The organism is Pseudomonas sp. S8 (assembly GCF_050473925.1).
GTDB classification, from domain to species: domain Bacteria; phylum Pseudomonadota; class Gammaproteobacteria; order Pseudomonadales; family Pseudomonadaceae; genus Aquipseudomonas; species Aquipseudomonas parakoreensis.
Map to the genome: position 1 here is coordinate 4,579,491 of NZ_JBFDVZ010000016.1, position 25,605 is coordinate 4,605,095.

Genomic DNA, 25,605 nt, shown 5'->3' on the forward strand with positions numbered 1-25,605 from the left:
CGTCGTGTTTACGATGGGCATTTTTCTGCGGCCAATGGCTTACATCATTGCAGGAATATTAGGGCCTTTGTTTTTTCCCAGAGCGCGCTAGAATGCGCCCCGAACGTGCGGAGAACTGTATGTGGCAACAGACTCTGATAACCCTGCGGGCACGGCCCCGGGGCTTTCATCTGGTAACGGACGAGTTACTCGCCGGCCTGCCTGAACTCAAGGCGTGCCGGGTCGGTCTGTTGCATTTGTGGCTGCAGCATACCTCGGCGTCGTTGACCATCAACGAGAACGCCGATCCGGCGGTCCGTCGCGACTTCGAACGATTTTTCAATCGTCTGATCCCACAAGGAACAGACGGCTATGAGCATAACGACGAAGGCCTGGACGACCTCCCGGCGCACTTCAAGGCCAGCGTGCTTGGCTGTCAGATCAGTCTGCCGGTATCGGCTGGGCGTCTGGCTCTGGGAACCTGGCAAGGCGTTTATCTGGGCGAGCACCGTGATCATGGCGGTGCCCGTAAAGTCCTCGCCACCTTGCACGGTGAAGGGGCGTAAACCGCTGGTCACCAGCGGTTACCGATTTTTTTCCGGCGACTTTCGACAGTCGCCAAAGCTGGTCTATAACTAATCTGCTTTTCGCAAGTCATGAGGTAGAACATGAGCGACGATGATCTGGAAAACGACGACCTCGAAGTAGGCGACGAAGACGAGGCCGAGGACGGTCTGGAAGCAGCAGCGGAAGACGTTGCTGAAGACGATGGCGGTGACGATACGCCGGCCCCGGCTGCCAAAGGCAAAGCCAAGGCTGCGGTGTCGGTCGACGAGTTGCCGAGCATCGAAGCCAAGAACAAGGAGCGCGACGCCCTGGCCAAGGCCATGGAAGAATTCCTTGCGCGCGGCGGCAAGGTGCAGGAAGTGGAGGCCAACGTGGTCGCCGATCCGCCCAAGAAGCCGGACAACAAGTACGGCAGCCGCCCTATCTGAGGCGTGCCACTTGCTTGCTGAAAAAGCCCGCCGTCGCTGCGGGCTTTTTCATGCCTGGAACAAATACTCCAGACGCGCCGCGATCCCTTGCAGGGGTGAGCCTTGTGGCGAGGGGATTTATCCCCGATGGGTCGCGAAGCGGCCCCTGATGCAGCACGCCCCACAGTCCTGACACACCGCGCAAGATGACTTCACGGCTGCTGCGCAACCGATCGGGGATAAATCCCTTCACCACAAAAAAGCGGTTGTGTGTCAGCAGGCGGTGGCATTCCAACGTGCGAGAACGGCCGGCAAATCAGTCAGGCTACGAATCTCGGCATCCGGCAGTCGCTCCGCTTCCCAGACCTTGCCCGCCGGGTTGAACCAGATCGCGCGCATGCCCGCTTGCTGCGCGCCGGCAATGTCATCGCCTGGATGATCGCCGATATGTACGGCGGTTTCGGCTGTGGCACCACCACGCTGCAACGCCTCGTGAAACAGCCGCGCATCCGGCTTGGCAATACCGATGTCTTCGGCGCACAACGCAAACTTGAAGTAATCGGCGAGCCCGAGGCGGCGCACGTCAGCGTTGCCATTAGTGACCACGCCGAGGGCGTAGTGGTTGGCGAGGATTTCCAGGGTGGGTTCGACCTCGGGAAATACCGTGATCTCGTGCCGTGCCTGCAGGAACACTTCAAAACTTTTGTCGGCCAGATCCGAAGCTTCGCCGTGGGCGTACCCGGCGTCTTCCAGTGCGTGGAACAGCACCCGCCGGCGCAGCGCGCTGATGCGGTGCTTGAGGCCCGGTTCGCGGGTCAGCACCCGTTCGCGAATCGCCCACAGATGCTCCACCGGCACCGCGCCCAGGTTCGGTGCGTGTTCGCTCAGCCATTCGCGCAATACCGCTTCGGCGCTGACGATCACCGGGGCGGTGTCCCACAGAGTGTCGTCGAGGTCGAAGGTGATCAACTGGATGTTCATGAATCGTCGCCTTTGCTGCGTTTGGCCCGTGGGTGGGCGCTGTCGTAGACCGCCGCCAGGTGCTGGAAGTCCAGGTGGGTGTAGATTTGCGTGGTCTTGATGTCCGAGTGGCCGAGCAGTTCCTGCACCGCGCGCAGATCCTGCGAGGATTCCAGCAAGTGGCTGGCGAAGGAGTGCCGCAGCATGTGCGGGTGCAGGTTCTGCCCCAGCTCGCGCTCGCCGGCCAGTTTCACCCGCACCTGAATCGCCCGTGGACCGAGGCGTCGGCCTTGCTGGCTGACGAACACGGCGTCGTCGGCCGGGTTGGTCATGGCCCGCAGCGGCAGCCATTGCTCCAGTGCTTCGCGGGCCTTTTTGCCCACCGGCAGCAGGCGGGTCTTGCTGCCCTTGCCGAGCACCTGAACCATGCCGTCGGCCAGATCCAGCTGATCGAGGTTGAGCCCGGTCAGCTCGGACAGGCGAAGGCCCGAGGAGTAGAACAGTTCGAGAATCGCTTGATCGCGACGGGCGAGAAAATCGTCCTCTACCGCACCTTCCAGCAGTTGCAACGCACGGTCGGTGTCGAGGGTTTTCGGCAGGCGCCGTTCGCCTTTCGGCGGCGCCAGACCGGTCGCCGGGTCGTGGTCGCACAGACCTTCGCGATTGAGGTAGTGATAGAGCCCGCGCACCGCCGAGAGCAGGCGGGCGAGACTGCGTGACGATTGTCCCTGAGCATGCAGCCGGGCGATCAGGCTGCGCAGACGCTGAATATCCAGCGCCGCCCAGCTGCCGATGTTCTGCTTGAGGCACCAGCCGAGGACTTTATCGAGGTCGCGGCGGTAGGCCGACAGGGTGTGCGGCGACACCTGTCGCTCACTGCGCAGGTGTTCGCAGTAAGCGTCCAGTTGTCGTTCCATGCTCAGCGTACCGAGCGCAGTGAGCTGTTGACCCGTGGCAGCACGCGGCCCATGACTTCGGCGATGTAGCTGAGAAACAGCGTGCCGACCGAGCTTTTGTAGTGCTGCGGATCACGGCTGGCGATCGCCAGAATACCGTGGATGCCTTGGTGGCTGACGGCGACCACGGCGGTGGAGCCGATCTGCTTGCGCTGTTCTTCGCCGAACAGGAAGTCCAGCTCATGCTCACGCAGGCTGCCGCTGACGCTTTTGCCTTCGGTGAGCAGGCCGCCGATGGCGGTTTGCGCGTCGGCGTGGGTCACCCAGCGGCCGACCGAGGCCGGATTGTCGCCGAGCAGGATCAGGCTGACAAAAGGCACCTGGAAATCCTGACGCAGACTGTCTTCGACACTGATCACCACGTCTTCGAGGCTGGCGGCGTCCATCAGCGACAGTATCAGGCGACGGGTCTTGTCGAACAGCCGGTCGTTGTCGCGGGCGACGTCCATCAAATGCGAGAGGCGATGACGCATCTCGATGTTACGGTCGCGCAAAATGCTCATCTGCCGTTCGACCAGCGATACGGTGTCACCGCGCTGGTGGGGAATGCGCAGGGCGGGCAGCAGTTCTTCGTGCTCGACGAAGAAGTCCGGATGAGCCTCCAGGTATGCGGCAACCGCTGCCGCCTCCAGGCTCTCGGACGCTGATTCGTCGGACTGTCGGGCGGGTACCTGAGGCTTATCGGTCATGGTTTCTGCTCACTCAAAGACGCACTTGTCCTTCGTATACACGCACTGCCGGGCCGGTCATCAGCACCGGATGGCCGGGGCCTGCCCATTCAATGGACAGACGCCCGCCGGGCAGGTCGATCAACAGCGGCGAATCCATCCACCCCTGGCTGATGGCCGCGACAGCCGCGGCGCAAGCGCCGGTGCCGCAGGCCTGGGTCTCCCCGGCGCCGCGTTCCCAGACGCGCAATTGCGCGCGGTGACGGTCGATGACCTGGATGAAACCGACGTTGACCCGCGCCGGAAAGCGCGGATGGTGTTCGATTTTCGGTCCCAGTTCATGCACCGGTGCGGTATTGATGTCCTGCACGCGCAGCACCGCATGGGGGTTACCCATGGACACGGCGGCCAGTTCGACCGTGGTGCCGTCGACTTCCAGCTGATAGCTGGACGCCTGCGCCGGTGCGTCGAACGGAATGTCCGCCGGGACCAGGCGTGGTGCGCCCATGTTCACGCCGATCTGGCCGTCGTTACGCACATCCAGCTCGATGATGCCGCCCTTGGTCTCGACGCGAATCTGCCGTTTGGCGGTCAGGCGTTTGTCGAGCACGAAGCGCGCGAAGCAGCGCGCACCGTTGCCGCACTGTTCCACTTCCGAGCCATCGGAGTTGAAGATCCGGTAACGGAAATCCACGTCCGGGTTGCTAGGCGCCTCGACAATCAGCAACTGGTCGAAACCGATACCGGTGTGCCGGTCGCCCCATTGCTTGGCGTGCTTGGGCTGAATATGCGCGTGCTGGCTGACCAGGTCGAGAACCATGAAGTCATTGCCCAGGCCGTGCATTTTGGTAAAACGCAGCAGCATGGGTTACTCCGGCAGCAGGCTTTCGCCGGCAAACAGCTCGGCCACGGTTTCGCGGCGGCGCACTTCAAAAACCTGATCACCGTCTACCAGCACCTCAGCGGCACGGCCGCGGGTGTTGTAGTTGGAACTCATCACAAAGCCATAGGCACCGGCCGAATGCACGGCCAGCAGGTCGCCTTCTTCCAGCGCCAGCTCACGATCCTTGGCGAGGAAATCGCCGGTTTCGCAGATCGGGCCAACCACGTCGTACTGGCGCGCGGCGCTGTCACGCGGCTTGACGGCGGTGACGTCCATCCAGGCCTGATACAGCGCCGGGCGGATCAGATCGTTCATCGCCGCGTCGACGATGGCGAAATCCTTGTGTTCGGTGTGCTTGAGGTATTCGACCTGGGTCAGCAGCACGCCGGCGTTGGCGACGATAAAGCGGCCCGGCTCGAACACCAGTGCCAGGTCACGACCGTTCAGACGCTCACGCACAGCCTTGATGTAATCGCCGGCCAGTGGCGGCTCTTCATCGCGATAACGCACGCCCAGGCCACCGCCGAGATCGATGTGGCGCAGATGAATGCCGCAATCGCCGAGGCGGTCGACCAGGTCCAGCAGACGGTCGAGAGCGTCGAGGAACGGCGGCAAGGTGGTCAGTTGCGAGCCGATGTGGCAATCGACACCGATCACTTCCAGGTTCGGCAGGTGTGCGGCACGCACGTACACGTCTTCGGCGTCGGCAATGGCGATGCCGAACTTGTTCTCTTTGAGACCGGTGGAAATGTACGGATGGGTGCCGGCATCGACGTCCGGGTTGACACGCAACGAGATCGGCGCGCGAACGCCCAGCTCGGCGGCCACCACTTGCAGGCGCTCCAGCTCGTCGGTGGATTCGACGTTGAAGCAGTGCACGCCGACTTCCAGCGCGCGACGCATGTCGTCACGGGTCTTGCCGACACCGGAGAAGACGATCTTGTCGGCGTTGCCGCCAGCGGCCAGCACCCGCTCCAGTTCGCCACGGGAAACGATGTCGAAACCGGCGCCGAGACGGGCCAGGACATTCAGCACGCCGAGGTTGGAGTTAGCCTTTACGGCGTAGCAGACCAGGTGTGGCATGCCCGCCAAGGCATCGGCGTAGGCCAGATACTGGGCTTCGATGTGCGCACGCGAGTAGACATAGGTGGGCGTGCCGAAGCGGTCGGCGATGGCGGACAGCGCCACACCTTCCGCGAACAGCTCCCCGCCACGGTAGTTAAAAGCGTCCATGGCGATCCCTTATTGGTAAACGTCGTGCTTGTGTGCTTTGGACGGCTGCTTTTGCGAAGACTGGGCTTGCTCGGCCGGGTCCTGATCGTCATCCGGCAGGTACAGCGGGCCTTTTTGACCACAGGCCGAAACGAGGCAGGCAACCGCGACGAGCGCAGCAAGGGAAGAGATCAGGCGCTTCATGGCGAAATCCTTGAAAATGCGTTAATTGCGCCGGAGTATACCGGCCACCCGGCAGCTTGCCTATGCGAGGGGGTTCCCGTCCGGCGGGGCTCTCTGGATACACCTGGAGCCTTGTGGGAGCGAGCCTGCTCGCGAAGAGGCCGGCACATTCGATATGTTTGCTGGCTGACACACCGCTTTCGTCGGATCGCCGCCCGGAGCCGGCTCGCTCCCACAGGCGCCAGCGCTGGATGGGAAACGGTGCTTGGTCGTTAATCTTTGCAATCGGCCGGCAGCGCCCGTATCTTGCGGCGCTTGAGCCTGACCCGACATTTTTTGAGGTTGCCACAATGAGTTTGTCCGAAGCGCGTTTCCACGATCTGGTCGATGCCACCCAGCAGGCGTTGGAAGAGTTGCTGGAGGATCATGCCGACGATATCGAGATCACGGCCGGCATGATGACCATCAAGTTCGACAACGGCAGCCAGCTGATCATCAGCCGCCAGGAGCCGCTGCGTCAGCTGTGGCTGGCGGCGCGTTCCGGTGGTTTCCATTTCGACTACGACGAAGAGTCGGGCAAATGGAGCTGCGAGAAGTCTGAAGAACTGCTCGGTGAAGTACTGGCTCGTTGCGTTCAGGACCAGACCGGCCTTGAGCTGGATTTCGAAGAGATCTGATCGTGACCGAGGTTGCCCCGCGCCCACCCAAGCCGCTCTACAGCAACGTCAGCCCAGCGGTGCCGTCACCGTGCACTGGCGTTTGCCGGCTGGATGAGCAGAAGGTTTGCCTTGGCTGCTTCCGCCATGTCGAGGATATTCGCGAATGGCGCTCGGCCGATGATGAGCGGCGGCGGGTGATCGTCAGCCAAGCCCGACAACGCCGAATTCAGGCCTGACTCGATCCTGTAGCGAGGGGATTTATCCCCGATGGGTTGCGCAGCGGCCCCAGCCTTTTGAGACTGCTGCGCAGTCTATCGGGGATAAATCCCCTCACCACAAAGTTTCCTCAGGGCTGAGTGGGGCTGTCGGGTGGGTGGCTTGTATATTTTTTGAGCTGTGATAGTGTCCGAACACGCCTCAACCCATCGAGGCTTGGTGAAAACCCCGTCTTTTTTGGCGGGGTTTTGCTTTTTTTGTGTGCAGAAGAAAGGAGTCTGCCCGGATCATGACCGCACCTTCCATCACCCTTACCCGTCTGGACGTACAACGTCTGGAGCGCCTGATCGACAACCTGAACGAGAAAGACCAGGCTGCGCCGGGCGTGATCGCGCTGCAAACCGAACTGGACCGCGCCGATACACTGGTCGGCCACGATGAAGTGCCCGCTGATGTCGTGACGATGAATTCCCGCGTGCACTGCCGCGAAGAAGGCAGCGGCAAGGATTATCACCTGACGCTGGTCTACCCCAAGGATGCCAACGCCGACGAAGGCAAGATCTCGATCCTCGCACCCGTCGGCAGCGCGCTGCTGGGCCTGAAGGTCGGTCAGCACATCGACTGGCCCGCGCCGGGTGGCAAGACCCTGAAACTGACCTTGCTGGAAGTCGAGTCACAACCAGCCAACGGCGGTGATTTCCGCGAGTGACCCCGCCTCAGATCTGTTCGAGCGCCTCGTTCAGGGCGCGCTCCAGGTCGGCCTTGTAGCGCAAATACAGATTGCTTGAACTCTGCCCGTCACCAAGCAGGCCCGAGAGGTCCAGGTCGGTGATGTAGCAGCGATAGCGCTCGGTCTCGCGGCGCTGTTCGACGATCTCCCGGGCGACCACGCGAAACAGCTGGTCGCCATGTTCGAGCTCGCTGAATTCTCGTTGATTGCAATACAGGGTGACGTGCACTTCGCCCGGTGCGGCTTTGCCAATGATTGCCTGCACATCGTAGAACGGTTTGTTCACCGGGGTTTGCGGCGCCGGCCGTGCTTCGACCCGGCGCGCGCGCCCCGGGCCTGAAGGCAATAACTGGTAATACAAGGTTTCGAGGCTAATCGCCGGGTTGCCGTCCATCGGCAACAGTGCTTCTCGCCGGTACTGAATCGATTGCAGGAAGCGTTGCAGCGGCACCAGCAGGCTCTGTTCGTCGTGGTACGGCAGATGCTGTTGCCACAGCGCGTTGAACTCATCCAGCACGTACAACTCGGCCTGTTGTTCGGTAATCCGGTAGAACACCTGAATTGCCTCCGGCTGACCCATGGGCAGAATCAGCGCGAGGTCATGATCCTCCAGCGCCATCGGATCCAGGTGCAGCGGGCTGTAGCGCGGCTGTTCTTCGCCCAGATAATCCAGCAGCGCCGGCAATGTCGCGAGGGCTACGTGATTGACCTGGCCCGGCACCAGTTCCAGCACGTGATAGTGCTGTTGCACCTGAATCAGGTAGCGATGATTGAGTTCGCTGAGCAGCAGGGTCTGCGCGGTGTCGATGACTTCTTCGACGCGCCGGGCAATGAACTGTGCGCGGTTGTGGCAGAAGCAGCGCACTTTCAATGACGGCTGCTGCGGGCCGCGCGGCAGGTTGTTGAGGTAGTCGCGCAGGCAATCGAGCAATGCGTGGGGACCGTCGAAGCGGTTGACCAGCACTTCATTCCAGCTGTTGAGCGTGACTTGATCGAGGGTCAATACAAGGTTTTCGCGCACCCCGGCGTAACTCAACGAATCGGTGCGCTCGGTGGTCATCAGGATATTCAGGTCGCGATGATGCTTGAGCGGGTCGACACCGACGTTGACCAGTATCAGCACCTCGCTCGGCATCGCGGCGCGCAGCAGCGGCTCTTCTGCAACGGTTGGCAGGGGCAGGGCGATGCACTGCTGCAGGCTGCCGAGCAAGTTGAACAACTCGAACTCGCTCATGTCGCTGGTGCCGGGATGAAGGGCCAGGCGCGTGCTGCTGTCGATCACGCCATTGCGATGGCACCAGGTCAGCAGCTCGAGCAACTCGCGGCTGCGCTTGATCGGCGCAAAGTGCTCCCATTCCAAAGCGTTCAGACTGCCGTTGTACAAGCCCCACTGGGTTTGCCCGGGTTCTTTCTTGTTCGGCGACTGCACCAGGGTCAGGGTGTCTTCGGCCAGGTCCGGGGCGATGCCGGGATTGATGAATTCGACCTTGTCGGCCTTGCGCTCGAACGCCGCGTACAGGCGGCGCCCGAGCACGTTGAGATCGCGCTTGTTGATCAGGCTGACGGTCTGTTCGCTGCGGGCGAACTGGGTCAGGAAGCGGTAGCTGTAATTCAGCTCATTGACCAGGGCGCGGCGTTCAGCGCTGACTTGGCGGACTTTCCACTGGCTGCGGCTATCGAGCAAGGCCAGTTGGCGCTGATCCCAATGCCATTCGTGCGCCAGGCGTTCCAGCAGCGAGCGCTGCCAGCTCTGGGTGCGGCTGCTGCCAGTGAGCTTGCGGTTGACCTTGAGGTACAACGCGCGTCGTACCAGCTCCAGCCGCTCCGGCTCGTTGCGGGCGGTCAGGTACTCTTCGATGCGTCGGTACACGACCATGTACGGATCCAGCTCATCCAGATCCAGTTGATTGGCAAACACGGCCTGCTTGTAACGCAGACTCAGGCACTGCACGTTCGGGTGTTCGCTGGCGTAGACCTCGGTCAGCAACAACTTGAGTACCGATTTGTAGGGCGACTCAATGCCCTTGAACAGTTGCCACAGGCCGGCGCCGATGAACTCGCCCGGCGGAATCCTCGCCAAATGCCCGAGATCCAGCGTCTCGTCGGCGCGAATGAAGCGCTTGGACAGCAAAGTGTGGGTGTACAGGTCGTACGCACTTTCTTCGTAGACCGGCACCAGCCACCAGATCGGCGTGCGTCCGCCCAGCCAGATCGCGGTGCGATAAAACTCGTCCAGCAGCAGATAGTGCTGAGTGCTGCCGCAATTTTCGGAGCTGAGTTGGCTGTCCCGTTCGCCTGTGACGAAACGCACCGGGTCGATCAGGAAGAAGTGCGCCTCGGCGCCCTGGGTCGCGGCCCAGGCTTCGAGCAGCTGGCATTTTTTGCGCAGCTCGGCGATCTCGCTTTCGCCCAGATCCGGCGCATGGCAGACCCACACGTCCATGTCGCTCTGATCGGCCTGGGCCAGGGTACCGAGGCTGCCCATCAGGAACAGCCCGTGAATCGGCCGTGGCGGGTTGCTGCCGTGGCGTGGTTTGTAGGAGAACGAGCGAGTCAGGCGTTGTGCTTCGGCGAGGGCGGTAGCGTCCGGTTCATAGTTGGACAGCCCGGCTGGCGTGCTGCCGGAAACATAGCCTGGCAGCAGCGGGTGATTGACGTGGAAGAACAGCGGCAGCAGGGTCAGCACGCCTTGCTGGCGGGTCGACAGACCTTCGAGTGCCCGGCCAAGGCGACCTTCATTGAGCTTGAGAAAACGCGCGCGCAGCTGGCTGAGTACCTTGCGGTCGATGCCTTCGTCCAGATCGGGGCGGATTTCGTGGGTGCGCGTCATGTCAGCTCAAACCGGCTCGTGGGCTCGGACGAAGAGGGTCTCGGAATGGGAGGCAGTTTAGCCTTTGCACGGCGGGACTTTTAAGCTGAATTTGTTTTTTGACGCCAGATTTTTAGCGCAAGGGCGGGGCAGGCCCGCGGAAATCCCGTGGCAGGAGTTCCCGTGGGCAAAAGAAGGGGGAATCAGGCGGTTTCCTGCTCTCTCAGAATGGTCAGCACGGTTTGCACATTTTGCGCGGCATCGCGACCCAGGCTGGTCAGATACCCGCCATCGGGCTGGTCGGTGAGTTCTTTTTCGAAGAGGCGTTTGGCGGCGGCAATGTGTTTCGGGGCAGCGGTCTGATGAATTTTCAAACCTTCCTGGGAACTGTCCAGGTTGAAGAGTGCGAGGACTTCCAGTTCGGCAACCAACTCAGGGGTAAGCGACATAAGGACTCCAGACTTTCTAGGAATTGGACGACAGCGTCCCTAAGGTGAACCCGCTTTTGCGGCATGTCCAGTGCTCAGATCAGGGATTTTGTCTTGAGGCGGATTCCAGTGTAGTCGGGGCCGGAGAGATGGCTGGATGGATGGGTGACAAATTGTGTGGGAGCGAGCCTGCTCGCGAAAGCGGTGTGTCATATAGCGTTGTTTTTGCTGATACACGGCATTCGCGAGCAGGCTCGCTCCCACAAGGGGATGTGATTTGCTTACTGCTTTTCCGGTGGCAGCTCTGGCAGCGCACGCAGTGCGGTTTCATACCACTCGGTATCGAACGCGCGGTCTTCGTCGAGCATCGCGTCAATCTCATAGGCCAGCACGTGCGCCATCAGGTTGAGGATCTCTTCGCGCTCGACACCCACCAGGGTCAGCTTGTTGAAGGTCGCCTTGGCGGCTGGCGGGTTGTCGCTTTCGATCTGGTTCTCGATGGCTTCGATCAGCGTCGCCTCGGTGAACTCTTCTTCGTCGTTGTCGATGTCTGTCGGCTCGCTCATGGCAGGCTCCTCAAGGAAAGGCGCCAGTTTACCCGCATTCAGCGCCGTGATGCTGCTGGCAGGATCGTGACGGGCGATCTATAAACAGTGCCTGCCCACCCCGCACGGCCTGGAGGCTATGTGATGTTCAAGCTCTATGGATTCGCTGTCAGCAACTACTACAACATGGTCAAACTGGCGCTGCTGGAAAAAGGCCTGGCGTTCGAAGAAGTCACCTTCTACCCGACGCAGACCCCGGAGTCGCTGGCGATCAGCCCGCGCGGCAAAGTACCGGTACTCGGTGTCGATGCCGGATTTATTAACGAAACCGCGATCATCCTCGAATACCTTGAGCAGACCCAGAAAGGTACGCCGCTGTTACCGAGCGATCCATTCGAGCGAGCGCAGGTGTTGGCAATTGCCAAGGAAATCGAGCTGTACATCGAGCTGCCGGGGCGCGCCTGTTATGGCGAGGCGTTCTTCGGCGCGACGGTGCCGGACGCGATCAAGGAGAAAACCAAAGCCGAGCTGTTGCTGGGTTTTGCGGCACTGGGCCGACACGGCAAGTTCGCGCCGTACGTGGCGGGCGACAGCCTGAGCATTGCGGATCTGTACTTTTTGTACAGCGTGCCGCTGGCCTGTGCGGTCGGGCAGAAATTGTTCGGGATCGATTGGCTGGCGGAGATGCCGAAAGCCAAGGCGCTGCTGGAGCAGCTTGAGCAGAATCCGCATGTGCAGAAGATTGCAGCGGACAAAGAGGCGGCGATGCCGGCGTTTTTGGCGATGATCGCTGCCAAGAAGTGAGTATTGTGGCGTTTGTAAATAGGTAATCGCTGGCAAGCCAGCTCCCACAGGTCTTTGGGTCGAACGCAAAATTGTGTTCCAACAAAGAACCCTGTGGGAGCTGGCTTGCCAGCGATGCTTTTAGCGACTGGCGATCAGGGCCTGACCGCGAACCACCGCTGCCTTGACCTGTGCCGGCGCAGTCCCGCCGATGTGGTCACGGGCATTCACCGAGCCTTCCAGCGTCAGTACGGCAAACACGTCCTGCTCGATCTGGTCGCTGAACTGGCGCAATTCTTCCAGGCTCATCTCGGCCAGATCCTTGCCGGTATCCACGCCGTATTTCACCGCGTGACCGACGATTTCGTGGCAATCACGGAACGGCAGGCCACGGCGTACCAGGTAGTCCGCCAGGTCGGTGGCGGTGGAGAAACCGCGCAGGGCCGCTTCACGCATGATCGCGTGTTTCGGCTTGATCGCCGGGATCATGTCAGCAAAGGCGCGCAACGAATCGCGCAGGGTGTCGGCGGCGTCGAACAGCGGTTCCTTGTCTTCCTGATTGTCCTTGTTGTAGGCCAATGGCTGGCCTTTCATCAGGGTCAGCAGGCCCATCAGCGCGCCGAATACCCGGCCGGTCTTGCCGCGTACCAGCTCCGGCACGTCCGGGTTTTTCTTTTGCGGCATGATCGAGCTGCCGGTGCAGAAACGATCCGGCAGATCGATGAACTGAAATTGCGCGCTGGTCCACAGCACCAGCTCTTCGGAGAAGCGCGACAGGTGCATCATCGCGATGCTCGCGGCGGAGCAGAATTCGATGGCGAAGTCGCGATCGGAAACGTTGTCCAGCGAGTTGCCGCCCACGGCGTCGAAGCCCAGCAGTTGCGCGGTGTATTCGCGGTCGATCGGGTAGGTGGTGCCGGCCAGCGCAGCGCTGCCCAGCGGCATGCGGTTGGTGCGCTTGCGGCAGTCGACCAGACGCTCGTAGTCGCGGCTGAGCATTTCGAACCAGGCCAGCATGTGGTGGCCGAAGGTCACCGGTTGTGCGGTCTGCAGGTGAGTGAAGCCGGGCATGATGCTCGCCGCTTCACGGTTGGCCTGCTCCAGCAGGCCTTTTTGCAGGCGAGTGATTTCGGCCAGGATCAGGTCGATTTCGTCACGCAGCCACAGGCGGATGTCGGTGGCGACCTGGTCGTTACGGCTGCGCCCGGTGTGCAGTTTCTTGCCGGTGATGCCGATGCGGTCAGTCAGGCGCGCTTCGATGTTCATGTGCACGTCTTCGAGGTCGACGCGCCAGTCGAACTGGCCGGCCTCGATTTCGCCCTGGATGGTCTGCAGGCCATCGATGATGCTGTCGCGCTCGGCATCCGTCAGCACGCCGACCTTGGCCAGCATGGTGGCGTGGGCGATCGAGCCCATGATGTCGTGGCGATACAGGCGCTGGTCGAAAGTGACGGAGGCGGTGAAGCGGGCGACGAAGGCGTCGACGGGTTCACTGAAGCGGCCGCCCCAGGACTGATTGGTCTTGTCAGTGCTCATGAATTCGCTCGTATCGGCTTGGAGAAAGAAGGCGTGAAACGCTGGCGCGGATAATAACAGGGTTGCCAATCCTGTCGCTGACACCGGTCGATACGTTTTTTTCTCATCTGCTCGTTCATAGTCGGCGCTGTCTGCAGGGAATTTGCGCAAGGATATTTTTCGATTGAGCAATATCGGCCCGGCAAGCGTCTACAGTTGGACATAAGGGTCGGCGCGACTGCAGATCGCGCTAAGGTCTGGACGCCGACTATAAGAAGAGGGGGTGGGTGGATTTGTCCTTTGGCATACCCCGTGAAAAACGCAGAAAACAGCGGGCTTTGAGCAGTACGACCCGGACACTGGCAAATATTGCTGGCCGACGTACGGCACTTTTTGGCGCTCGGGCTAGTCTTAGCGTGGATCGCGGTGACGGACGTCACTTCACCTGTCTACGCTATCCTTGTGCGAGACTCACGCAGGAATCCAGCGCAATATGAATGTCCTGATCGTTGATGACGAACCACTGGCTCGCGAGCGCCTCAGCCGAATGGTGAGCGAGCTCGAGGGTTATACAGTTCTGGAGCCCAGCGCCACGAATGGCGAAGAGGCGTTGGCGCTGATCGACAGCCACAAGCCGGATATCGTGCTGCTCGATATCCGCATGCCGGGCCTCGATGGCCTGCAAGTGGCTGCCCGTCTGTGCGAGCGTGAAACGCCGCCGGCCGTGGTGTTTTGCACCAGCCCCGATGAATTTGCCGTGGAAGCCCTGCAGGCCAGCGCCGTGGGCTATGTGGTGAAACCCGTGCGAACCGAACATCTTCATGACGCCCTGAAGCGGGCTGAACGTCCCAACCGGGCGCAACTTTCGGCCCTGACCCGGCCTGCCGCCGAAAGCGGCAACGGCCCGCGCAGTCATATCAGCGCCCGAACCCGAAAAGGCATCGAACTGATCCCGCTGGATCAGGTGGTCTATTTCATTGCTGATCACAAGTACGTGACCCTGCGCCATGAAAGTGGCGAGGTGCTGCTGGACGAGCCGCTCAAGGCCCTCGAAGACGAATTCGGCGAGCGTTTCGTGCGCATCCACCGTAACGCGCTGGTCGCCCGCGACCGTATCGAGCGTCTGCAACGCACGCCGCTGGGGCATTTCCAGCTATTTCTCAAAGGCCTCAATGGTGATGCGCTGATCGTCAGCCGGCGGCATGTGGCGGGTGTGCGCAAGATGATGCAGGGCCTCTGACCCGGCCTTCGCGCGGGGTTGCACGTTCTTCTGCCGGGCATTGCAGGCCAGGGAGGCCACGCCGTTTCTGATTCAAGTCAAAGTGGATTTGGCTGAGCTGTTATTATCCGCCGTATCTATTCAGTACGGATTGATCCATGTCCTCTCGCGAAATCCGCATCGCCACCCGTAAAAGTGCGCTGGCCCTCTGGCAGGCCGAATACGTCAAAGCCCGTCTGGAGGAGGCCCATCCGGGTCTGCTGGTGACGCTGGTGCCCATGGTCAGTCGCGGCGACAAGCTGCTCGACTCACCGCTGTCGAAAATCGGCGGCAAGGGCCTGTTCGTCAAGGAACTGGAAACCGCGCTGCTGGAAAACGAAGCCGACATCGCCGTGCACTCGATGAAAGACGTGCCGATGGACTTCCCCGAAGGCCTGGGCCTGTTCTGCATCTGCGAACGTGAAGATCCGCGTGATGCTTTCGTTTCCAATACCTATCAAAGCCTGGACGCGCTGCCTGCCGGCGCCATCGTCGGCACTTCCAGCCTGCGTCGTCAGGCACAACTGCTGACTCGTCGCCCGGATCTGGAAATCCGCTTCCTGCGCGGCAACGTCAACACCCGTCTGGCCAAGCTCGATGCCGGTGAGTACGACGCGATCATTCTTGCGGCAGCCGGCCTGATTCGTCTCGGTTTCGAAGACCGCATCACCTCGGCGATCAGTATCGACGACAGTCTGCCGGCCGGTGGCCAAGGCGCGGTCGGCATCGAATGTCGTAGCGCCGATACGCAAATCCACGCCTTGCTTGCGCCTTTGCACCATGCCGACACCGCTTCGCGCGTGACCGCTGAACGTGCTCTGAACAAACATCTGAATGGCGGCTGCCAAGTGCCGATCGCCTGCTATGCCGTGCTTGAAGATGAGCAGCTGTGGCTGCGTGGCCTGGTGGGTGAGCCGAGCGGTGGCAAGCTGCTCAGCGCCGAGGCCCGCGCGCCGCGCGCCGATGCCGAAGCGTTGGGCGTGCAGGTCGCTGAAGCCTTGCTCAGTCAGGGGGCCGACGACATTCTCAAAGCGGTGTATGGCGAGGCAGGTCACGAGTGACTGCCTGGCGCCTGCTGCTGACGCGTCCTGCGGATGACTGCGCGGCGCTGGCCGGGGTGTTGGCCACAGAAGGTTTTTTCAGCAGTTGCCTGCCGCTTCTGGACATCGTGCCGCTGCCGGTCTCTGACAAGATACGTCGGGCACTGGCGCAACTGTCGGGTTGCAGCGCGGTCATTGTGGTCAGCAAACCGGCGGCGCGGATTGCGCTTGATCTGCTGGACGCTCACGGGCCTGAGTCGTTGTCGATGCCGTGGTTCAGCGTCGGCGCGGCGACCGCGCAGATTCTTCGCGATCACGGTCTCGACGTACACTTTCCCGCCGACGGCGATGACAGTGAAGCCCTGCTGCAATTGCCGCGTCTGCGCGAAGCGGTCAGCGGGTCCGACGCGCAGGTGCTGATCCTGCGCGGGGAGGGAGGTCGCGAGCTGCTCGCCGAGCGCCTGCGTGCGCTAGGTGCTAGTGTCGAGTATCTGGAGTTGTACAGGCGTGACCTGCCAGCCTATGCCCCGGATGAACTGCCACGACGGATCGAAGCGGAACGCTTGAACGGGCTGGTGGTCAGCAGTGGACAGGGTTTCGAGCACCTGTGCCAACTGGCCGGCGCTGCCTGGCCGGCGATTGCGCAGTTGCCGTTGTTTGTGCCAAGCCCAAGGGTCGCCGAGCTGGCACGTGCCGCCGGGGCCCAAACAGTTGTGGATTGCCGTGGCGCGAGTGCTGCGGCTTTGCTGACGGCGTTACGGGAGCATCCCGTGCCCGTTCTCTAATGCAAAGGATGGATACGTGAGCGAAACAGCCTTGCCTAAAGATGATGTCCAGCCTGTGATCGATGCCCAGGTTGAAACGCCACTGCCGGCCCAAGCGCCGCGCCGAGGCAACGGCCTGGCCATTGTCGCCCTGTTGCTCGGCGCTGCCGGCGTGGCGATCGGTGGCTGGGGTGTCTGGCAGGTGCGTCACCTGCAGACCAACACTGCGCAACAGTCCGGCCAGGTGCAGGCGTTGAACGATCAGGCGCAGAGCCTCAAGCTCAACGAACAGCGTCTGACCGAGCGTCTCGCGCAATTGCCCGGTGCCGATGAGCTCGCCGAGCGCCAGCGTCTGGTGACGCAACTGCAGGGTGATCAGCAACGCCTCAATCAGCGCCTGGAAACCGTCCTTGGTGCCAGCCGCAAGGACTGGCGTCTGGCCGAGGCCGAGCATCTGCTGCGGCTGGCCAGCCTGCGCCTTTCGGCCTTGCAGGACATCAGCAGCGCTCAGGCGCTGGTGCAGGGCGCTGACGAAATCCTCCGTGAGCAGAACGATCCGGGATCGTTCGCCGCCCGCGAGCAAGTGGCGAAAACCCTCGTCGCGCTGCGCGGCACCGAACAGCCGGATCGCACCGGCCTGTTCCTGCGCATTGGCGCCTTGCGTGACCAGGTCATCGAACTGACCGAACTGGCCCCGGAGTACAAGGATCGTGGCGAGTCACTGCTGGGCCTGACCGCTGATGGCGATGGCGCCAGTCGCTGGGCGCAGTGGTGGGATCAGGTGTCGCGCTACATCCGCATCGATTTCAATGCCGACAAGAACGTGAAGCCACTGCTGGCCGGGCAAAGCCTGAGCCAGGTGCGTCTGGCCCTGAGCCTGGCGCTGGAGCAGGCGCAATGGGCGGCGCTCAATGGCCAGGCACCCGTCTACACCCAGGCGCTGACCGAAGCGCGGGACGTGCTCAAGGGCAATTTCAACCCGGACAATCCGCAGAGCAAAACCATGCTCGAACAGGTTGCCGAGCTGAGCCAGCAACCGGTCACCGTCAAGACGCCGGATCTGACCGGCACGTTGAGCGCGGTGCAGGCTTATCTGGAGCGGCGTAACGTCAACGCTGAAGAATCGGTCAAACCGTTCGCCAAACCTGCCGCCAACACCGCGCAGGAGACCACGCCATGAAACGCCTGTATGTGATCGTGTTTCTGGTGATCGCCGCGACGGCGGCGCTGGGCCTGGCGATTGCCGAGCACTCCGGTTACGTGCTGATCGCCTACAAGAGCTTCCGTTATGAATCGAGTCTGTGGGCGACGCTGGCACTGATTGCGGTGTTGTGGCTGCTGATCTGGGGCATCAGGGCCCTGGTCGAGCTGGTCATGACCTCCAGTGGTGTGGTCAACCCGTGGTCGCGACGTAATCGCAGCCGGCGAGTGCAGGTGGCCATCGAACACGGTCAGCTGGATCTGGCCGAAGGTCGCTGGGCCAGCGCGCAACGTCACCTGTCTCGCGCCGCCGAGGCCGAGCGCCAGCCGCTGTTGTATTACCTCGGCGCGGCACGCGCGGCCAACGAGCAAGGCAAGTACGAGGAGTGCGATCAGTTGCTTGAGCGTGCGCTGGAGCGCCAGCCGCAGGCCGAACTGGCGATTGCCTTGAGTCATGCGCAATTGCAGACCGATCGTGGTGACACCGACGGCGCCCTAGTGACCCTGCAAGCGATGCACGAGCGGCATCCGCATAACGTGCAGACTTTGCGGCAGTTGCAGCGTCTGCATCAGCAGCGCGGCGACTGGTCGGCGGTGATTCGCCTGTTGCCGGAACTGCGCAAGGACAAGGCTCTGCCGCCAGCCGAACTGGCTGAACTGGAACGGCGAGCCTGGGGTAACAACCTGTCGCTGGCGGCGCATCGTGACGAGGACGGCAAGGTTGGTCTGCAATCACTCACCCGTGCCTGGGAGCAATTGACGTCCGCGCAGCGTCAGGAACCGGCGCTGGTGCTGGCATACGCCGAGCAACTGCGTCAGCTTGGCGCACAGGTTGAAGCGGAAGAAGTCCTGCGCAGCGCCCTCAAGCGCAAGTACGACAGCCATCTTGCTCGGCTGTATGGCCTGGTGCGCGGCAGTGATCCGGCGCGTCAGTTGCAGACCGCCGAAGGCTGGCTCAAAGAGCATCCGGCGGATCCGAGCCTGTTGCTGACCCTCGGTCGTCTCTGTCTGCAAACCAGTTTGTGGGGCAAGGCTCGGGATTACCTGGAAAGCAGTCTGCGGCTGCAGCGCAATCCGGAAGCCTGTGCAGAGCTGGCACGTCTGCTTGCGCAACTGGGTGACACCGAGCGCAGTAACCAGCTGTTCCAGGAAGGTCTCGGATTGCTGGATGAGCGCCTGCTGGCTGCGCCGTTGCCAGTGCCGGTTCACGCCTGATTTCGCGAGGGAGCATGCTCCCACGTGAACGTTCAGTGAGCGAATAATTACCACCGGCGGGCGTCTTGGGCGAAGTCCTACAGGGGACTACGCCTATTCCTCTCGCGTCTGTCGGGTTTTCCCTACACTTCTGGTGAACTGTCGCCAGAGCTCCGCCTTGAAAGGCTGACAAGCTTTCCTCTACCGTAACTGCCTGTCTCTATTGCTACGGAAAAGCCATGTCGTTGGCCTGTTCACGCTCCTTGTTATTCACGGCTTTCACTGCAGGGGCTATGGCCCTGGGAGCTTCCTATTATCTCGAGTATGCGGTCGGGCTGACGCCCTGCAGCCTGTGCCTGGCGCAACGGTTCTTCATGGCGGTGCTGACGTTGTGTTGCGGGGTGGCGGCAGTCCATGGCCCACGGCGTGTCGGCCTGTCGCTGTACTGGGGCGCCGCGCTTGGCCTGAGCCTTGGCGGGACGACGGCGGCCTGGCGACAGGTGTTGCTGCAGAGTGACCCGCTGATGCAGATGACCCGCTGCGCGCCTGATTCCGAAGCGTTGTTCAGCAACCTGCCATGGTTGTGTGCCACGGTGCGGATGCTCAGAGGCGGTGGAGATTGCGCAGAAATTTCCTGGACACTGTTCGATTTGAGTATCCCCGAGTGGAGTCTGCTGTTCTTTGTGGCAATGTTCATCCTGTCTGTGTACCAATTGCTGCGGCTGGTCTGGAGCGCTCTGCAGCGCTCCCCCAGCGGCGAAGCGTCGCACCGCACGCTGGTCAGGGATTAAACACTTGTATGAACTTTATCTCCTGCGTACCTTGAAGCCACAGGCGTGCGGGCATAATCTGGCCCGCACGTGTCATTGGATTTATGTTGCTCGATGACGCTCTGCCCGGTCCGCCTCCAAGCGATAACAGCCAGAAGAGGGGCGCGGGTGTAGAGCAGCATGACCCACAAGGGAAGAGAGATCGCCATGCTCGAAAGTTGTCAGAATGCTCAGGAACGCTGGGGTGGAGTTCATCTGCTGATCGACCGCTGGTTGCAAGAGCGTGAAGATCTGATCGGTGCCTACGACAAGTTGGGCGACAAGCCACAGGCTCTGTCCGAGAACCGTAAACCCTTGCTGGAATTCTGCGGTGTGCTGGTCGATTACGTCTCGGCCGGGCACTTCGAGATCTACGAACAACTGACCGGTGAAGCCAAGGCGTTCAACGACAAGCGCGGCCTCGAACTTGCCGAAACCCTTTACCCGCGTATCGACGTCATCACCGAAAAACTCCTCGCGTTCAACGACCTTTGCGATGCAGGCAAATGTGTCGCCGAGAAGTTCAAGGAACTGGGTGGCCTGCTGCACGAGCGCTTCGAGCTGGAAGACTGTCTGATTGAAGTGCTGCACACGGCACACAAGCAGGAAGATCCGGTTCAGGCCTGACAGGTTTCTCGCAGACATAAAAAACGCGGTGCATCGAAAGTGCACCGCGTTTTTTTATGCCTGCGCGCCGGGTGCGATCAGCTCGTTGCGCCGCGCAACTCGACTTCAAACACCAGTGGTGTAAATGGCGCGATCAGATCGCCCGCACCGTCGGCCCCGTAGGCCTGATCCGATGGAATCACCAGCCGCCACTTGGCACCTACCGGCATGTTCTGCAGTGCGGTACGCCAGCCGGCAATCACACTGTCGAGGCTGAACCATTGCGGCTGAGTGTTCTGGTCGAACACCGTGCCATCCGGCAATCGACCGACGTACAGCACCTGCACTTTCCCATCGGGGCCGGCCTTGGCACCGGTACCCGGGGTCAGCTCGGTCAACAGGATGCCGTCGGCCAGTTCCTTTACGCCTGGCTTGGCTTTTTCGGCGGTGAGAAAACGTTGTTCGTTTTCCATCGCGGCATCGCTTGAAGGCAGCGTAGAGTGTTCGGCGTTTTGCGACTCGTGATCGGCGAGAATCTGCTCGATCCGTGCTTCGCTCAGTGCCAATGGCTTGCCTTGATAGGCCTGCTGCAATCCGTCGACCAACGCCTGAATCTGCAATTGCGGGACCTCTTGGCGCAAGCGCTCACCGAGGCTGGCGCCGAGGCTGTAGGCCAGATCGTGAGCATCGTTCGCGGTGGTTTTTTCGTCGGCGTGGGCGGCGGAAAAAATCATCCAGAGGGATAAAACAAGGTAGCGCGACATGGGCACACTCCGTCCTGAGATGCGGGCGATTATGCCAGCGCGAACGTCTGCAACGGTGAACTGCTTTTGTCTTTGTGCAGAACATTTTCGCTTCGTTGCAACGCAACGGTTTCGTTACTGTCAAGATGACCTAGCGGCGGTAACTGCAGAGGTCTAGTATGAGCCGCACTCACGTCAGCCAGGAGGTAAACCATGTCGGCCACCAAGAAGCCTGTAAACACTCCGTTGCACTTACTCCAACAACTCTCGGGCAGCCTGCTCGAGCATTTGGAAAACGCTTGCTCCCAAGCCTTGGCTGATGCTGAAAAACTGCTCGCCAAACTGGAAAAGCAACGCGGCAAGGCGCAAGAAAAGCTGCACAAATCCCGCACCAAATTGCAGGACGCAGCCGCTGCCGGTAAAGCCAAGGCGCAGAACAAGGCCAAGGCTGCCGTCAAAGAACTCGAAGACCTGCTCGATGCGCTGAAGAATCGCCAGTCCGACACTCGCAGCTACATTCTGCAACTCAAGCGCGACGCCCAGGAAAGCCTGAAACTGGCCCAGGGTGTCGGTCGTGTGCAAGAAGCCGCCGGCAAGGCGTTGACCTCTCGCGCAGCAAAACCTGCAGCAGTGCCTGCGAAGAAAGCGGCCGCGAAACCTGCGGCGGCAAAAGCGCCGGCGAAAACTGCTGCAGCCAAGCCAGCGGCAAAACCAGCGGCCAAGGCACCGGCTAAAACCGCCGCCAAACCTGCTGCCAAAACCGCAGTGAAAAAACCGGCTGCGGCGAGCGCTGCGAAACCGGCTGCTCGTACTGCCGCTGCCAAACCTGCAGCGACAAAACCGGCTGCCAAGCCAGCGGCAAAACCTGCTGCGCGCAAAGCCGCTCCGGTAAAAACCGCTGCTGCTAAACCAGCTGCCAAAGTCGCGGTAAAACCGGCTGCCAAACCTGTCGCGAAAACCGCCGCTGCGAAACCGGCAGCAAAAACTGCGGCCAAACCGGTCGCGGCAAAACCTGCTGCCAAACCAGCGGCCAAGCCTGCTGCTAAAACCGCGGCCAAACCAGCTACCAAACCTGCAGCAGCAAAACCTGCGACCGCTGCGGCCAAGCCTGCTGCCAAACCAGTAGCCGCTAAACCCGCCGCCAAGCCGGTTGCAAAACCCGCCGCGAAAAAACCGGCGGCTGCCAAACCAACTGCCGCCAAACCAGCTGCCGCCAAACCGGCGACTGCACCGGCTGCCAAGCCAGCTGCTCCGGCGCCGGCCGCTGCACCTGCTCCAACCGCTTCTACCTCGACCACCACGACGGCGCCAACGCCAGCCGCTGCGTCGAGCGTCAGCAGCAACCCGACCAGCGCTTCCTAAGTGCCGGTTGCCGCGACGCGCAGCACTTGCAGCGCGTCGCGGTTCGGGCTGGTGGTCGATCCCGCCAGACTCTCCAGCCATTGCCCGGACGCTGATACTTCATCACGCGGCCAGTCCTGCGCAGCCTGTTCCAGTTGCCACAGCAGATGCCGTTCGGCTTCCAGCTCCAGCGCTTTCATTTGTTCTCGCAACCCTTTGAGTACCGAATCTTCCTCGGCCAGGGTTTTCCATTGAGTGCGCAACGCACGCAGTGGCTGCACCACCTCCGCATCCCAAGGCCCCACCAGCGTTTTCAACTGCTCCAGGCGTTGTTCGTCGCAGGCCACGCCACGTTGTTCCAACCACAGACCGCACAGCAGCAGGCAGACGTTGGCCCCCGCCGCTTGCAGTTGCAGGCAGGCAGGTTCCACGCCCGGTCGGGCGTAGGTGGCAAGGGAAAAGCTCCACAGGTCAGAGGACATCGTGCTACTCGCGCCAGTTGTGAGCGAAGCTGGTAGACTCCGCCGCCATTATGATCCGACTTCAGAACCTGACTTTACAGCGTGGCCCGCAACGTCTGCTAGAAGACGCCGAGCTGACCCTGCACGCCGGCCATAAAGCCGGCCTCATCGGTGCCAACGGCGCCGGCAAATCCAGCCTGTTCGCCTTGCTGCGCGGCGAGTTGCACCCGGACTCGGGCGATTGTCTGCTGCCGGCCGACTGGCGGATCGCGCACATGCGCCAGGAGGTCGACACCCTCGAGCGTCTGGCGGTCGACTATGTGCTCGATGGCGACCTGCGTCTACGTGAGGTGCAACGTGACCTCGCCGTGGCCGAAGCGGCCCACGATGGCACGGCGCTGGCTCGCCTGCACGCCGAACTCGACAGCGCCGACGGCTATACCGCCGACGCGCGGGCGCGCAAGTTGCTCGCCGGTCTGGGTTTCACCAACGAGCAGATGGATCGTCAGGTAGGCGATTTCTCCGGTGGCTGGCGGATGCGTCTGAACCTGGCGCAGGCCTTGATGTGTCCGTCGGACCTGTTGCTGCTCGACGAACCGACCAACCACCTGGATCTCGACGCGATCATCTGGCTCGAAGAGTGGCTCAAAAGCTACCCGGGGACCTTGCTGCTGATTTCCCACGACCGCGACTTCCTCGATGAAGTGGTCGATCACGTGGCCCATGTCGATCAGCGCAAACTGACCCTGTACCGGGGCGGCTATACCGCGTTCGAGCGTGCCCGTGCCGAGCGTCTGGCCCAGCAGCAACAGGCCTACGAGAAGCAGCAGGCGCAACGTGCGCACATGGAAAGCTACATCGCCCGCTTCAAGGCCCAGGCCACCAAGGCCCGTCAGGCGCAAAGCCGGATCAAGGCGCTGGAGCGCATGGAAGAGCTGTCGGCGGCCCACGTGGATTCGCCGTTCGACTTCGTCTTTCGTGAATCGACCAAGATCTCCAGCCCGCTGATCGACCTGTCCGATGCGCGTCTGGGTTACGGCGACAAAACCATCCTGGAGAAGGTCAAGCTGCAACTGACCCCGGGTGCGCGGATCGGCCTGCTCGGGCCGAACGGTGCCGGTAAGTCGACCCTGATCAAGAACCTCGCCGGCGAGCTCGAACCGCTGGCCGGGCGTCTGACACGCGGCGAGAACACCGTGGTTGGCTACTTCGCTCAGCATCAACTCGACTCGCTGGATGCCAAGGCCAGCCCGTTGCTGCACCTGCAGCGTCTGGCGCCGACCGAACGCGAGCAGACCCTGCGCGACTTCCTTGGCGGTTTCGACTTCCGTGGCGCGCGGATCGACGAGCCGGTACTGAATTTCTCCGGTGGCGAAAAAGCGCGTCTGGCCCTGGCGTTGATCGCCTGGGAGCGGCCGAACCTGTTGCTGCTCGACGAACCGACCAACCACCTCGACCTGGAAATGCGCCTGGCGCTGACCATGGCGCTGCAGGAATTCAGCGGCGCGGTACTGGTGGTGTCTCACGATCGGCACTTGCTCAAGAGCACCACCGACAACTTCTACCTGGTCGCGGACGGCAAGGTCGAAGAGTTCGATGGCGACCTTGAAGATTACGCGCGCTGGCTGGTGGAATACCGCCAGCGCAACGCGCCGGTCAGCAACACGCCGGTTAACCCGGACAAAACCGACAAGAAGGCCCAGCGCCAGGCCGCCGCTGCATTGCGTCAGCAACTGGCGCCGCACAAGCGCGAAGCCGACAAGCTCGAAGCCGAGCTCGGCAAGCTGCACGAGAAACTCGCCAAGGTGGATGCCAGCCTCGGCGACAGCGATATCTACGAGCCGGCGCGCAAGAACGAGTTGCGTGATCTGCTGGCCGAGCAGGCCAGGCTGAAAGTGCGCGAAGCTGAGCTGGAAGAAGCCTGGATGGAGGCGCTCGAGACGCTGGAAAGCATGCAGGCGGAGCTGGAGGCGCTGTCCTGATGGACGCGTTCAAGTGGCCATTGCCGGCGGTGTGGGTCGAGCCGATCTGGCTCGGCGTGCAGATTCTGCTGATCCTGCTGGCCGGCTATCTGGCCCAGCGCTTCGTTGCCAAAGGCCTGACCCGTCTGGGTGAGCGCTACCCGTTTCCGCCGCAGTTGCTGATGCCGCTGCGTGGCGGTCTGCGCTGGCTGATCATGGGCAGTGCGCTGATCTTTGTGCTGGAGCGCCTCGGGGTGTCGGCCACGGTGTTGTGGACGGCGCTGTCGGGTTTCGTCGCGGTGGCGGCGGTGGCGTTCTTCGCGATGTGGAGTGTGCTGTCGAACCTGCTCTGCGCGATCCTGATCTTCACCGTCGGCCCGTTCCGCCTCGGCGATGTGGTGGAACTGGTCGACACCACTGACAAACCCGGGGTCAAAGGCCGGGTGGTGGCGATCAATCTGCTTTACACCACGTTGATCGAGGCAGAGGAACTGGGCACTGGCAGCGCCATGGTGCAAGTGCCGAACAGCCTGTTCTTCCAGCGCTCGGTGCGGCGTTGGCGCGGCAGCGATGTGTTTCCGTCCAGCGGGTTCGAGAAGTAGTTTTTCCAGACAAGATCACAAGATCGCAGCCTGCGGCAGCTCCTGCAGGGATCGTATTTCAATGTAGGCGCTGCCGCAGGCTGCGATCTTTTGCTTTTAGGCCCAAACCGCATTAGCTTTGACGTC

General features: G+C 61.7%; 28 protein-coding genes and 1 pseudogene. 17 read left to right on the top strand and 12 right to left on the bottom strand.

The genetic code is table 11. The annotated features are described in order from the left end of the window. Positions 1-119: 119 nt before the first annotated feature. Positions 120-545 (top strand): secondary thiamine-phosphate synthase enzyme YjbQ, encoded by a 426-nt coding sequence (locus AB1J88_RS21710; protein WP_003229414.1) that lies wholly within the window; start codon positions 120-122, stop codon positions 543-545. A 102-nt stretch (positions 546-647) separates the two neighbouring features. Further along, positions 648-974 (top strand): transcriptional regulator SutA, encoded by a 327-nt coding sequence (sutA, locus tag AB1J88_RS21715; protein WP_007951900.1) that lies wholly within the window; start codon positions 648-650, stop codon positions 972-974. 252 nt (positions 975-1,226) lie between these two features. Here sutA and AB1J88_RS21720 read toward each other — a convergent pair whose 3' ends face one another. Genes AB1J88_RS21720 through lptM form a run of 6 tightly spaced genes read right to left on the bottom strand, consistent with a single transcriptional unit; the run spans position 1,227 to position 5,836 of the window. After that, positions 1,227-1,934 (bottom strand): HAD family hydrolase, encoded by a 708-nt coding sequence (locus AB1J88_RS21720; RefSeq protein ID WP_430291947.1) that lies wholly within the window; start codon positions 1,932-1,934, stop codon positions 1,227-1,229. Further along, the gene (gene xerC / locus AB1J88_RS21725; protein WP_003229409.1) at positions 1,931-2,830 is read right to left on the bottom strand and encodes a tyrosine recombinase XerC; all 900 of its coding nucleotides are present in this window, start codon (positions 2,828-2,830) and stop codon (positions 1,931-1,933) included. Before xerC ends, AB1J88_RS21720 begins: the two co-directional genes overlap by 4 nt. 2 nt (positions 2,831-2,832) lie before the next feature. Beyond that, on the bottom strand, positions 2,833-3,558 hold the full coding sequence (locus AB1J88_RS21730) for a DUF484 family protein (RefSeq protein WP_041071987.1): 726 nt from the start codon (positions 3,556-3,558) through the stop codon (positions 2,833-2,835). A 13-nt stretch (positions 3,559-3,571) separates the two neighbouring features. Then, positions 3,572-4,402 (bottom strand): diaminopimelate epimerase, encoded by an 831-nt coding sequence (gene dapF, locus AB1J88_RS21735; RefSeq protein WP_041071988.1) that lies wholly within the window; start codon positions 4,400-4,402, stop codon positions 3,572-3,574. A gap of 3 nt (positions 4,403-4,405) precedes the next feature. Continuing rightward, the gene (gene lysA, locus AB1J88_RS21740; protein ID WP_430291948.1) at positions 4,406-5,653 is read right to left on the bottom strand and encodes a diaminopimelate decarboxylase; all 1,248 of its coding nucleotides are present in this window, start codon (positions 5,651-5,653) and stop codon (positions 4,406-4,408) included. A gap of 9 nt (positions 5,654-5,662) precedes the next feature. Further along, positions 5,663-5,836, bottom strand: coding sequence for an LPS translocon maturation chaperone LptM (gene lptM, locus AB1J88_RS21745; protein ID WP_007911098.1), 174 nt, complete (start codon positions 5,834-5,836; stop codon positions 5,663-5,665). Between the two features lie 329 nt (positions 5,837-6,165). Between lptM and cyaY the strand changes: the two genes are divergently transcribed. The 3 genes from cyaY (at position 6,166) to rnk (ending at position 7,399) form a co-directional block, all read left to right on the top strand. Then, complete coding sequence (cyaY, locus tag AB1J88_RS21750; RefSeq protein ID WP_041071991.1) at positions 6,166-6,492, top strand: iron donor protein CyaY; 327 nt, start codon at positions 6,166-6,168, stop codon at positions 6,490-6,492. 2 nt (positions 6,493-6,494) lie between these two features. Continuing rightward, the gene (locus tag AB1J88_RS21755; RefSeq protein WP_108184178.1) at positions 6,495-6,710 is read left to right on the top strand and encodes a DUF1289 domain-containing protein; all 216 of its coding nucleotides are present in this window, start codon (positions 6,495-6,497) and stop codon (positions 6,708-6,710) included. Positions 6,711-6,979: 269 nt separating this feature from the next. Further along, positions 6,980-7,399 (top strand): nucleoside diphosphate kinase regulator, encoded by a 420-nt coding sequence (rnk, locus tag AB1J88_RS21760; RefSeq protein ID WP_041071993.1) that lies wholly within the window; start codon positions 6,980-6,982, stop codon positions 7,397-7,399. Between the two features lie 7 nt (positions 7,400-7,406). Here rnk and AB1J88_RS21765 read toward each other — a convergent pair whose 3' ends face one another. The 3 genes from AB1J88_RS21765 to AB1J88_RS21775 form a co-directional block, all read right to left on the bottom strand. Next, positions 7,407-10,250 carry a class I adenylate cyclase gene (locus AB1J88_RS21765; RefSeq protein ID WP_198758808.1) on the bottom strand — a complete coding sequence of 948 codons (2,844 nt, stop codon included), beginning with the start codon at positions 10,248-10,250 and terminating at the stop codon, positions 7,407-7,409. 182 nt (positions 10,251-10,432) lie between these two features. After that, complete coding sequence (locus AB1J88_RS21770; RefSeq protein ID WP_003229392.1) at positions 10,433-10,678, bottom strand: TIGR02647 family protein; 246 nt, start codon at positions 10,676-10,678, stop codon at positions 10,433-10,435. Positions 10,679-10,938: 260 nt separating this feature from the next. Continuing rightward, positions 10,939-11,223 carry a hypothetical protein gene (locus AB1J88_RS21775; protein WP_007964529.1) on the bottom strand — a complete coding sequence of 95 codons (285 nt, stop codon included), beginning with the start codon at positions 11,221-11,223 and terminating at the stop codon, positions 10,939-10,941. 123 nt (positions 11,224-11,346) lie between these two features. Between AB1J88_RS21775 and AB1J88_RS21780 the strand changes: the two genes are divergently transcribed. Next, positions 11,347-12,006 carry a glutathione S-transferase family protein gene (locus tag AB1J88_RS21780; RefSeq protein ID WP_047297256.1) on the top strand — a complete coding sequence of 220 codons (660 nt, stop codon included), beginning with the start codon at positions 11,347-11,349 and terminating at the stop codon, positions 12,004-12,006. 120 nt (positions 12,007-12,126) lie between these two features. Here the strand turns inward: AB1J88_RS21780 and argH are convergent, their stop codons facing one another. Next, positions 12,127-13,521, bottom strand: coding sequence for an argininosuccinate lyase (gene argH / locus AB1J88_RS21785; protein WP_430291949.1), 1,395 nt, complete (start codon positions 13,519-13,521; stop codon positions 12,127-12,129). 335 nt (positions 13,522-13,856) lie between these two features. On the opposite strand from argH, the pseudogene AB1J88_RS21790 reads away from it, so the two are divergent. The 8 genes and pseudogenes from AB1J88_RS21790 to AB1J88_RS21825 all read left to right on the top strand — a co-directional run. Beyond that, a pseudogene (locus tag AB1J88_RS21790) lies at positions 13,857-13,997 on the top strand (sensor histidine kinase); the annotation flags it as partial. Further along, positions 13,994-14,740 carry a LytR/AlgR family response regulator transcription factor gene (locus tag AB1J88_RS21795; protein WP_041072003.1) on the top strand — a complete coding sequence of 249 codons (747 nt, stop codon included), beginning with the start codon at positions 13,994-13,996 and terminating at the stop codon, positions 14,738-14,740. The pseudogene AB1J88_RS21790 and the gene AB1J88_RS21795, both read left to right, overlap by 4 nt. A 137-nt stretch (positions 14,741-14,877) precedes the next feature. Further along, positions 14,878-15,819, top strand: a complete 942-nt coding sequence (gene hemC / locus AB1J88_RS21800) for a hydroxymethylbilane synthase (protein ID WP_430291950.1) — start codon at positions 14,878-14,880, stop codon at positions 15,817-15,819. Next, the gene (locus AB1J88_RS21805) at positions 15,816-16,583 is read left to right on the top strand and encodes a uroporphyrinogen-III synthase (protein WP_222017773.1); all 768 of its coding nucleotides are present in this window, start codon (positions 15,816-15,818) and stop codon (positions 16,581-16,583) included. The genes hemC and AB1J88_RS21805 overlap by 4 nt, the downstream gene beginning before the upstream one ends. A gap of 16 nt (positions 16,584-16,599) precedes the next feature. After that, a complete protein-coding gene (locus AB1J88_RS21810; protein WP_430291951.1) occupies positions 16,600-17,742 on the top strand; it encodes a uroporphyrinogen-III C-methyltransferase in 1,143 nt (380 codons plus the stop codon). Then, positions 17,739-18,977, top strand: coding sequence for a heme biosynthesis protein HemY (locus tag AB1J88_RS21815; RefSeq protein WP_430291952.1), 1,239 nt, complete (start codon positions 17,739-17,741; stop codon positions 18,975-18,977). Before AB1J88_RS21810 ends, AB1J88_RS21815 begins: the two co-directional genes overlap by 4 nt. Before the next feature lie 218 nt (positions 18,978-19,195). After that, positions 19,196-19,747, top strand: coding sequence for a disulfide bond formation protein B (locus AB1J88_RS21820; RefSeq protein WP_222017778.1), 552 nt, complete (start codon positions 19,196-19,198; stop codon positions 19,745-19,747). A 186-nt stretch (positions 19,748-19,933) separates the two neighbouring features. Next, positions 19,934-20,392: an Rsd/AlgQ family anti-sigma factor gene (locus tag AB1J88_RS21825; RefSeq protein ID WP_041072012.1), complete on the top strand. Its 459-nt coding sequence runs from the start codon at positions 19,934-19,936 to the stop codon at positions 20,390-20,392. Positions 20,393-20,469: 77 nt separating this feature from the next. Here AB1J88_RS21825 and AB1J88_RS21830 read toward each other — a convergent pair whose 3' ends face one another. Further along, complete coding sequence (locus AB1J88_RS21830) at positions 20,470-21,135, bottom strand: FKBP-type peptidyl-prolyl cis-trans isomerase (protein ID WP_222017781.1); 666 nt, start codon at positions 21,133-21,135, stop codon at positions 20,470-20,472. 192 nt (positions 21,136-21,327) lie between these two features. On the opposite strand from AB1J88_RS21830, the gene AB1J88_RS21835 reads away from it, so the two are divergent. Then, positions 21,328-22,476, top strand: coding sequence for an AlgP family protein (locus AB1J88_RS21835; RefSeq protein ID WP_430291954.1), 1,149 nt, complete (start codon positions 21,328-21,330; stop codon positions 22,474-22,476). Here the strand turns inward: AB1J88_RS21835 and AB1J88_RS21840 are convergent. Beyond that, positions 22,473-22,937 carry a TIGR02444 family protein gene (locus AB1J88_RS21840; RefSeq protein ID WP_222017784.1) on the bottom strand — a complete coding sequence of 155 codons (465 nt, stop codon included), beginning with the start codon at positions 22,935-22,937 and terminating at the stop codon, positions 22,473-22,475. The genes AB1J88_RS21835 and AB1J88_RS21840 overlap by 4 nt on opposite strands. A gap of 50 nt (positions 22,938-22,987) precedes the next feature. Between AB1J88_RS21840 and AB1J88_RS21845 the strand changes: the two genes are divergently transcribed. Then, complete coding sequence (locus AB1J88_RS21845) at positions 22,988-24,898, top strand: ATP-binding cassette domain-containing protein (protein WP_222017786.1); 1,911 nt, start codon at positions 22,988-22,990, stop codon at positions 24,896-24,898. Further along, positions 24,898-25,479, top strand: coding sequence for a mechanosensitive ion channel family protein (locus tag AB1J88_RS21850; RefSeq protein ID WP_003229371.1), 582 nt, complete (start codon positions 24,898-24,900; stop codon positions 25,477-25,479). Before AB1J88_RS21845 ends, AB1J88_RS21850 begins: the two co-directional genes overlap by 1 nt. Positions 25,480-25,605: the final 126 nt, after the last annotated feature.